Here is an 8523-nt window from a genome sequence, read left to right as displayed (position 1 = left end):
GGCGATGGCCGCGCGGTTCGCCGACGACGACCCCCTCGCCGCGACCGCCGACGGGCTGCGTGCCGACCTGCTGCGGCTCGCCGAGGCCGACGCGGCCGCCTACACGGCGTACCTGGCGGCGAAGGGCCCGGCGCGGAAGGCGGCCCTGCTGGCGGCGACCGAGGTGCCGAAGGACATCGCGGCGACGGCCACCAGGGTGGCCGAGCTGGCACGGAACCTCGTCGCGAACGGCAACCCGAACCTGACCGGCGACGCACGCGTGGCCGAGCTGCTCGCCGAGTCCTCCGCGAGGGCGGCGACCGTCCTGGTGGAGATCAACACCGCGGGTTAGATTCCGGCCATGTTGCTCGCGGAGGAACTGCTGCTCCTGCTGGTCCCGAGGACGGCGAGGAGAATGCCGTCGTTCTGCGGCACCCACGCCGCGCTGGCGGCCGCGGTGCTCGTCGAGCTGGCCGGGACCGAGCAGCTCACGATCACCGGGGACCGGGTGACCCTCCGCCGAGGTGGCGGGCACCCGTTCGCGCCGGACCTCGACACCGCGACCCTCGACCGGGCCATCACGTACACCGGGATCGGGCTCTACCCCGCGCTGCTCGGCGGGCTGACCGACCAGGGCGCACTCACCCGGAGCAACACGTGGCGCGGGAAGCCGGTGTGGCGGCTCAACGACGAACCCCGGCGCGCGGCCCTGGTCGCCGAGCTGGACGCGGCGCTGGCCGACGACGTGCCGCCGACCCCGAGGACCGGCGCCCTCTGCGGTCTGCTGCACTCACTGGGGGCGATCGACCTCCTGTTCTGGCGCGTGGAGTCCGCCGGGCGCGCCCGCGCTGGCCGGCTCGCGCGGGAGTCGTGGCCGGTCCGCGCGTTCACGGAGATCGTGGCCGAATGCGACCGTTCCTCCGTGGACCTGCCGGGCGTCCTGGCCCTGGATGACCGGCAGCAGCAGCCGGTCAGGCCGAGCGCGCCGCCGTCGCCATCTCCGTGATCAGCGGCTGCCGCGCGGCGGAGGCCAGGCCAAGGTGGTAGATCGCGAGGCCGGACGCGCCCGCCGCCACCACACGTTCCGCGTGGTCGGTGAGGCCGTCCGCGCTCTGCAGGACCGTCACGTACGCGTCCACCGGACGGCCGGTCTCGGCTGCGGCCGCCACCACCGGCGCGCTGTCGGTCGGCCACGCCGGGACCACCAGCGCCGACACGTCCTCGCCCGTCGCCGGGGTGAGGCCCGGGGACGCGCCGGTCACCCACGGATCCGGGTGCGCGTGCAGGACCACCGGCACCGTCAGACCTGCCAGTACCTCCGCGCGCAGCAGGTCGGTCGCCGCGTGCCGGGTCGCCAGCAGCTCCTCGGCGAACGGCACGTCCGACGACGTGCGCACGGCCTCGCGCAGCGTCGACAGCACCCACACCGGGTCAAGACCACGCGCTGACCATGCCTTCTGGCACTTCTCGCAGCAGCACACCGACAGCCACCGCTGCGCGGTCGCCGTCCACGCGTTGTCGGTCTTCTCGTGGTGCGAGCCGTGGGTCAGGCCGAGCTGACCGCATGCCTCGAGCGACACCTCGTCCGCGCCATCGGCCGCCTCGACGGCGAGGGTGGCCGCGTACTCGCGCACCTCCTCGTGGGACGGGCACAGCGCGTACGGGTACCGGTCCCCGAAGCAGTTGACCACCGCCACGGCCGGGAACTCCGTGCCCAGCCGCGTGTTGTGGGTCAGCACCACCCACGCCGACACCCGCAGCCCGGCCGCGCGCAGCACCTCGGCGGCACGACCCCAGGAGTCCGATGTGGACGTCCACGTCGGCTCCTTCGGGCGCAGGCGCCTGTCCTGCCACACGTGTGCCCGCACCGGCCGGTACAGCGCCGCGTACGGCGCGGTGACCAGCTGGTGTTTGGGGTGCAGCGGCGTCGCGGCCCGGATCGAGTGGTACGCGGCCGCCAGCGCCACCGTCTCCAAACCTTCCGCACGGGCCGGGAAAACCGGATCCCCCAGCACGTCCCACGGGTACGCATGACCGGTCAACCGCATCCGCTCTCCTCCTGACACACCAGACAGGACGCCGAGCCCCGCCCGGTGGTTGCCAGTCAGGCCGGATCTTTCAGCCTGGTGACCAGCTGGGTCGGGTTCACGAACCGCAGCGCGATCACCAGCAGCACGAGCATCGAGCCGGTGTAGATCACCGCCATGGCGTCCACGGCCTGCTGTGCACGGATGCCCGCCGAGAACATGGCCTCGTACAACGACACCACGAGCGTCTGGCTGCCCGGCCCCGCGGTGAGGAACGTCAGCTCGAACATGCCGACCGTGCGGACCAGCACGAGGATCGACGCGGCCAGGATGCCGGGGACCAGCAGCGGCGCGAGCACCCGGCCGAACACGGCGGCCGTGTTCGCCCCGCACATGCGCGCGGCGGCCTCGATCTTCGGGTCGATCTGCTCGATGAACGGGGTCATGGTCAGTACCACGAACGGCACCGACGGCACCAGGTTCGCGACGATCACGCCGGTCATGCTGCCCGCCAGGTCGAACTTGTACAGCACGGTAGCGAGCGGGATGCCGTAGGTCATGGGCGGCAACAGGATCGGCAGCAGGAACAGGACGGTCACGAGCCGTTTGCCGAGGAAGTTCCTGCGTGCCAGCGCATACGCGGTCGGCACCCCGATGAGCACCGACGCCACCACGACCGCGACCGACACCTGCAGCGTCACCACGAGCACGTCCAGCAGGGCCATCTCCTGCCACGCCATGCGGTAGTACTCCGCGGTCAGCCCGCTCGGCCACCACGTGTCGAACCAGTTGACGGCGAACGAGTTCACCACCACCGAGGCGACCAGCCCCACCAGGTTGACGAGGAAGAACGCGACCGCGCCCCACACCAGCCACCCGCCGACGGACGACCTCATCCCTTGCCTCCTGTCGCACCGCGGTAGAGCCTGGACCGCCACGCCAGCACCAGTCCGATGACCACCAGCATGACCACCGCCATGATCACCGCGACCGCGGAGCCCATCGGGTAGTCGCCGTCCCGGAACGCGGCCTCGTACGCGGCGATCGACATCACGCGTGTCTCCCCCTGCGGCAGGCCGACCAGGTACGCCGACGGGAACACGGAGAACGCGAGCACGAACGTCAGGCAGAACGTGATCGCGAGGCCGGGCGCCAGCAGCGGCAGCGTGATGTACCGGAAACGGCGCCGCCAGTCCGCACCCAGCGTGGCCGCGGCCTGCTCCAGCGTCGGGTCGATGCCGGACAGGTAGGACAGCGTCAGCAGGAACGCGAACGGGAACCCGGTGATGATCAGCGAGAACAGCACCGCGGTCCAGCTCGGCACGAGCCGCAGCGGCTCGTCCATGCCAAGGCCCATCAGGATCCGGTTGAACCAGCCGACCGGACTCAGGTACTGCTTGAGCCCCTCGGCGGTGAGGACGGTGCCGAGCGTGATCGGGACGACGAGGATCGTGGTGAGGAACCGCTTGCCGCGGAACTTCCCGCGCAGCCGGTACGCGATCGGGACCGACGCCAGCACGTTGATCAACGCCGCCGGGACCGCGATCCCCAGCGTGGTCCAGATCGTGTCCGCCAGATACGGGTCCGAGAAGAACCTGCTGTAGTTGGCGAACGGGCTGCCGCCGTCCGCGGGCTGGAACGACAGCTGGAGTCCATACAGGACCGGGTAGGCGAACAGCACCACCACGAACAGCACACCGGGTACCAGCAGGAGCAGGGTCCGGTCGACGCCGCGTTCCGCGAGTCGGTGCTTGAGGCTCGGTTTCTCCCGCGCGGTCACCGTCATGGCACGAACACCAGTACCCGCTCGCGCGGCACGTGGAACAGCACCTCGTCGCCGGGTGCGAGGCGGCTCTCGGTCCGCACGTGCAACGCTTCGCCACCGGGCAGCCGCGCCTCGACCGCCTGCTCGCGGCCGTGGTACTCGACGATCTCCACCGCCGCGCGCACCGTGTTGTCGCCCTCGGTGTCGGTCACGGTCACGTCGGTCGGGCGGAACGCGGCGATCGCGTCGCCATCGGTGAGCCCGTCGCGGTTGACGCCCGAGAGCGTGAAACCGTTGCCCACCACCGTGTCCGGTGTGGACATCGTGACCGGAAGCAGGTTGCGGTAGCCCATGAACCCGGCCACGTACCGGTTCGCCGGGTGCGCGTACACCTCCTCCGGCGAGCCGATCTGCTGCACCAGTCCGTCACGCAGCACGACGAGGCGGTCGGCCAGCGCGAGCGCCTCCTCCTGGTCGTGCGTCACGTACACGGTGGTGAGGCCGAGCGTCTGGTGGAGTCTCCTGATCTCCGTGCGCATCTCCAGTCGCAACGCGGCGTCCAGATTGGACAGTGGCTCGTCCATCAGCACGAGCCTCGGCTCCAGCACGATGGCCCGCGCGATCGCGACCCGCTGCTGCTGCCCACCGGAGAGCTGCGCGGGGAACTTCGTCGCGTGGTCGGTGAGCTGCACGAGCCGCAACGCCTCGTCGACGCGGCGTTCCCGGTCCGCGCGGGCGACCTTGCGCATGGACAGTCCGAACGCGACGTTCCGCCGCACCGACATGTGCGGGAAGAGCGCGTAGTTCTGGAACACCATGCCGAAGCCGCGTTTCTCCGGCGGCAGCGTGTCGAGCCGCTTGCCGTCCATCAGGATCTGACCGCCGGTCAGCGGCAGCAGCCCGGCGAGGCAGTTGAGCGCGGTCGACTTGCCGCACCCGGACGGCCCGAGCAGCGCGACGAACTCGCCGCCCTTGATCGTGAGGTCGAGTTCCCGCAGGGCGATGTGCTCACCGAACGCCCTGCTGACGTGATCTATGTGCAGTTCGGCAAAAGTCACTTGGTCTTCCCCGACCCGATCTCCCGGTCCCAGCGCTGGAACGCGGCCACCTGCTGTTCCGCGGGGAGCGAGGTCTCCTGCGGGTTGTCCTCGATGAGCTGGTCGTACTCGGGCCGCCCGAACTTCTCGATCGCGTCCTGCGACTCCTGCGGCGCCATGTCGAGGGTGACGTTCTTGACCGCGGGGCCCGGGTAGAAGTAGCCCTTGTCGTAGGCCTTCGCCTGCTGCTCCGGCTGCAGCATCCACTCGATCAGCGCGAGGTTCGCCGACAGCACGTCCTCCGACACGCCACGCGGTACGACCGCGTAGTGCGCGTCGGTGACCCAGTGGAAACCCTCCAGTGTGGTCGTCTTCATGTGCGCGGGCACCGTGCCGAGCACGCGCGGGTTGATGTCCCAGCCGGTGGTGGTGGCGACCATGTTGACCGTACCGTTGGCCAGGTTCTTCATGGTGTCGGTCGTGCCGGTCGGGTAGTACTCGACGTGCTTGCCAAGCTCTGCCAGGTACTCCCACGTCTTGTCCCAGCCGTTCACCGGGTCCTTGGGGTCCTCGTCACCAAGCAGATAGGGCAGCCCCATGAGGAACGTGCGGCCGGGGCCGGAGTTCGCGGGCTGTGCGTACTGGAACTTGCCGTGGTTCGCCGCGGCCCACTCGAGCAGCTCGTCGGTGGTCTTCGGCGGGTCCTTGACCACGTTCGGGTCGAACTCGAGCAGCGGGCCGGACGGGTAGAACGTGACCGTGATCCCCTGCCCCTGCGCCAGTTCCTGCATGTCCGCCGCCGCGGGCAGGTAGTTGTCCTTCAGCTTCGGGAAGCGGGACTCGAAGTCCGGCAACAGGTTCAGCACCAGCTCCTGCTCGATCACCGACGCCAGCCCGTCGGTGCCGGTGAGCACGAGGTGTGTCTGCGACGAACCGCCGCGCTGCTCGGCCAGCAGCTTGCCTGGCATCTCCGGCGCGGTCGCCTTGGTGTAGTTGACCTTGCTGACGATGTCCGGGTGCTCGGCGGCGAACTCGTCGATCATCCCCTGCGTCAGCTGCAGGTTGCCTGCCACGTCGAGGATGTTCAGCTCGACCGGTTGCGACGGTTTCTCCGGCACCGAACTCGGCGCGTCCGCCGGCGCCTTCGTCTCCGGCGCACCACACGCCAGGGCGGCGACCAGCACCGCCGTCATCGCGAGTGTCGACCTCGTTGTCCTACGCATCGCCACGCTCCTATGTCGTGCCACGCAATCGGTGGCGCAGCTGGGCTTCGTACAGGTTCGCCGGCAGCACCGCGTCGTCGAGCGCGTCGACGACCGAGTACAGCTCGCCGGTGAAGTCCTCGGGGTGGTCGGTCGGTCCGGTGGTGCCGCGCACGCCGACCATCGCGCCGCACGGGGCGTGCTCCTCCAGCCGGACGCCGTGGGCGCGGCCGCCGCGCACGTCGATGTTCCAGTGACAGAACCTTGCGCCCCAACGGGGTCCGGCGTCGCCCGCGCCGCCGGTGGTGCCGTTGTTGGTGACCGTGATCGCCGTGCGCACGCTCTCGAACGGCAACGCGCGGTGCGAGTCGAACGTGCCCTCCATGGTCCCGTTCGACCAGACGTTCCCCGCCGAGAAACCCTCGGTGTTGATGCCGTGGTGCGCGGCGCCCTGCGCGAGCGGGGTGGTGGCGGCCGGGATCTCGAAGTGGTCGACCAGCAGATCGTGGGTCTGCACGCGGCAGATGAACGTGTGGTGGCGGGCGCGGCCGCCGACCCGCACGCCGGTCATCGTGACACCCTTGGTGGCCGTCGAGCCGAAGCCGTTGTCGCTGTGCCACAGGTCGACGTCACGCACCCAGCAGTTCAGCGCGGCCTGGAAGTGCGGGCCGTTGAAGCCGGGATCGAGGTGGTGGGCGGTCTGCTCGACCTGGCGCATCTCGATCGTGAGGTCCTCGATGCCGGACTCGGTGATCGCCGGGCCGAGCGTGGCGAACCGGGGCGACCAGCCGAGACGTAGGTCGGTCTTCAGCGGCTGCGCCAGCACGACCGCGTCCGGCTCGACCCGGTGGACCTGCACCGGGAACCGGTACTGGGCGAAGTTCACGGCAAGGGGCCAGTCGGTCAGCTCCGGGCGGAGGCGCTTGGCCGCGGTCGCCCACGGGTAGGTGGCGGTACCGGGCACGTCACCGGCCAGGTGCGCGAGCAGCGTGTTGTCCGCCGTGTTGTCGGCGAGCAGCAGGACGTGGCGTCCTGGCTGGAACCCGGACGGGTCGGACACCGGGACGCGGCGGCGGCCGCGCGGCACGTCGGCGGTGACCGTCGCCAGGTCCCGGTTGTCGAGCCAGCCCTCGTTGCCGGTGAAGCCGCTCGTCTCCAGTGCGGCCCTCAGCTCGCGCGGGATGAACCAGACGAGGCCGCCGGACCACGACCACTCGTTGCGCGACGCCGGGCGGTAGCACTCGGTCAGCGACCGGTCGAAGAACAGCCGCGTGCGGCCGCGGCCCGCGCCGCGGATCGCGACCCGGCTGTGGTGCACCCACACGATGCCGGTGAGCAGGTAGGTGCCGGGTGGGACGTACACGGTGCCGCCGCCCCCGGCGCCGACCCGCTCGACGGCCTCGTTGAACGCGGCCGTGCAGTCCGTGACACCGTCGCCGACCGCGCCGTGCGCGGTCACGCTCGTCCGCACGCCCAGCCTGGGCAGCGGCAGCTCGCCGCGCCGGTAACCGGCGTAGGAGACGTTGGGAATCAGCGGGTGGGAGTCCGGGTTCGACAGGTACGCGTGCCAGCGACGACTCCACTGTGGACTGTCGACGGCGGAGGCCACGCCGACCGTGGCGGCGAGCAGGTAACCGCTTGCCGCCGTGGTTCCGGCAGACCGGAGGAAGTCGCGCCGATCCATGGTTCGGAGCGTAGCGGCTGATTTTCCTGAGGAAAAGGCTTTCCTGTCGCGAGTGCCTCCGAAACTTCCGACTTCACCTGGACGGCCGCACCGGCGGCACCGCCCCGCGCGGGCGCAGCGAGATGTCCGTCGCAAGTTTCCGCGGCAGGATGTCCTGGACGGTCCGGCGGCTCCGACGTATCGCCGTAAGCACCGACCGGAGGAGTGACCATGAAGTACATCCTGCTGGCCTACACGAACACCAAGGCATGGGAAGCGATGCTCGCGAACGGGGACCCGACCGCGCCGATGCCGAAGAGGTCCAGGAGTCCTGTGACTTCTACGAGGCGCTGGGCAAGGAGCTGACCGCGACCGGCGAGTTCGTGACGACCGAGGGCCTCGCGGACCCGTCGCACACCAAAACCCTCCGCAAGGCCGCCGACGGCGTCGTGACCACCGACGGCCCGTACGCCGAGGCCAAGGAGGTGCTGGTCAGCTACACGATCCTGGACTGCGCGTCACACGAGCGGGCCATGGAGATCGCGACCAGGGTCGACGACGCGGCCGACGACAGAACCCGCGAGTCCACGATTCAGAACCCGCGAGTCCACGGTTCAGAACCCGCGAGTCGGGGGTTCAGAACCCGCGAGTCCACGGTTCAGAACCCGCGAGTCGGGGGTTCAGGACCTGCGAGTCCACGGTTCAGAACCCGCGAGTCGGGGGTTCAGGACCTGCGAGTCGGCCGTTCGCGATCGCTGAGTCCGCGGTTCGATCCTCACGCCGGTAGCGGCGACCCGCGAGTCTTCGGTTCCGAACCCCAAACTCGCAGGTCCCGAACCGAAGACTCGCG

The 8523-nt window shown here is 70.2% G+C and carries 9 protein-coding genes; 3 read left to right on the top strand and 6 right to left on the bottom strand.

The features are described 5' to 3' along the window. Nucleotides 1–331 (top strand): cyclodeaminase/cyclohydrolase family protein (locus WBA97_RS39890; RefSeq protein ID WP_424236420.1); only part of this gene is annotated, 331 nt, incomplete at its 5' end. Nucleotides 332–340: 9 nt separating this feature from the next. Beyond that, a complete protein-coding gene (locus WBA97_RS39885; protein ID WP_424236419.1) occupies nucleotides 341–985 on the top strand; it encodes a GPP34 family phosphoprotein in 645 nt (214 codons plus the stop codon). On the opposite strand, the gene WBA97_RS39880 is transcribed toward WBA97_RS39885, so the two are convergent. The 6 genes from WBA97_RS39880 to WBA97_RS39855 are packed head-to-tail and all read right to left on the bottom strand — an operon-like array spanning nucleotide 951 to nucleotide 7694. Beyond that, the gene (locus WBA97_RS39880) at nucleotides 951–2027 is read right to left on the bottom strand and encodes a hypothetical protein (RefSeq protein ID WP_424236418.1); all 1077 of its coding nucleotides are present in this window, start codon (nucleotides 2025–2027) and stop codon (nucleotides 951–953) included. The two genes, WBA97_RS39885 and WBA97_RS39880, sit on opposite strands and share 35 nt — an antisense overlap. A gap of 56 nt (nucleotides 2028–2083) precedes the next feature. Further along, nucleotides 2084–2902 (bottom strand): ABC transporter permease, encoded by an 819-nt coding sequence (locus WBA97_RS39875; RefSeq protein WP_424236417.1) that lies wholly within the window; start codon nucleotides 2900–2902, stop codon nucleotides 2084–2086. Continuing rightward, nucleotides 2899–3792: an ABC transporter permease gene (locus WBA97_RS39870; RefSeq protein WP_424236415.1), complete on the bottom strand. Its 894-nt coding sequence runs from the start codon at nucleotides 3790–3792 to the stop codon at nucleotides 2899–2901. The genes WBA97_RS39875 and WBA97_RS39870 overlap by 4 nt, the downstream gene beginning before the upstream one ends. After that, nucleotides 3789–4829: an ABC transporter ATP-binding protein gene (locus WBA97_RS39865; RefSeq protein ID WP_424236413.1), complete on the bottom strand. Its 1041-nt coding sequence runs from the start codon at nucleotides 4827–4829 to the stop codon at nucleotides 3789–3791. The genes WBA97_RS39870 and WBA97_RS39865 overlap by 4 nt, the downstream gene beginning before the upstream one ends. Further along, nucleotides 4826–6031, bottom strand: coding sequence for an ABC transporter substrate-binding protein (locus WBA97_RS39860; protein WP_424236411.1), 1206 nt, complete (start codon nucleotides 6029–6031; stop codon nucleotides 4826–4828). Before WBA97_RS39860 ends, WBA97_RS39865 begins: the two co-directional genes overlap by 4 nt. Before the next feature lie 10 nt (nucleotides 6032–6041). Continuing rightward, nucleotides 6042–7694, bottom strand: coding sequence for a glycosyl hydrolase family 28-related protein (locus WBA97_RS39855; RefSeq protein ID WP_424236409.1), 1653 nt, complete (start codon nucleotides 7692–7694; stop codon nucleotides 6042–6044). A gap of 248 nt (nucleotides 7695–7942) precedes the next feature. Here WBA97_RS39855 and WBA97_RS39850 point away from each other — a divergent pair. Further along, nucleotides 7943–8523 (top strand): YciI family protein (locus tag WBA97_RS39850; RefSeq protein ID WP_424236407.1); only part of this gene is annotated, 581 nt, incomplete at its 3' end.

Origin of the sequence: Actinophytocola sp. (genome assembly GCF_049647105.1) — a bacterium.
In the GTDB taxonomy this organism is placed as follows: domain Bacteria; phylum Actinomycetota; class Actinomycetes; order Mycobacteriales; family Pseudonocardiaceae; genus Actinophytocola.
Note: the sequence above shows the minus strand (reverse complement) of the source record. Positions and strands in the feature narration are given on the sequence as shown.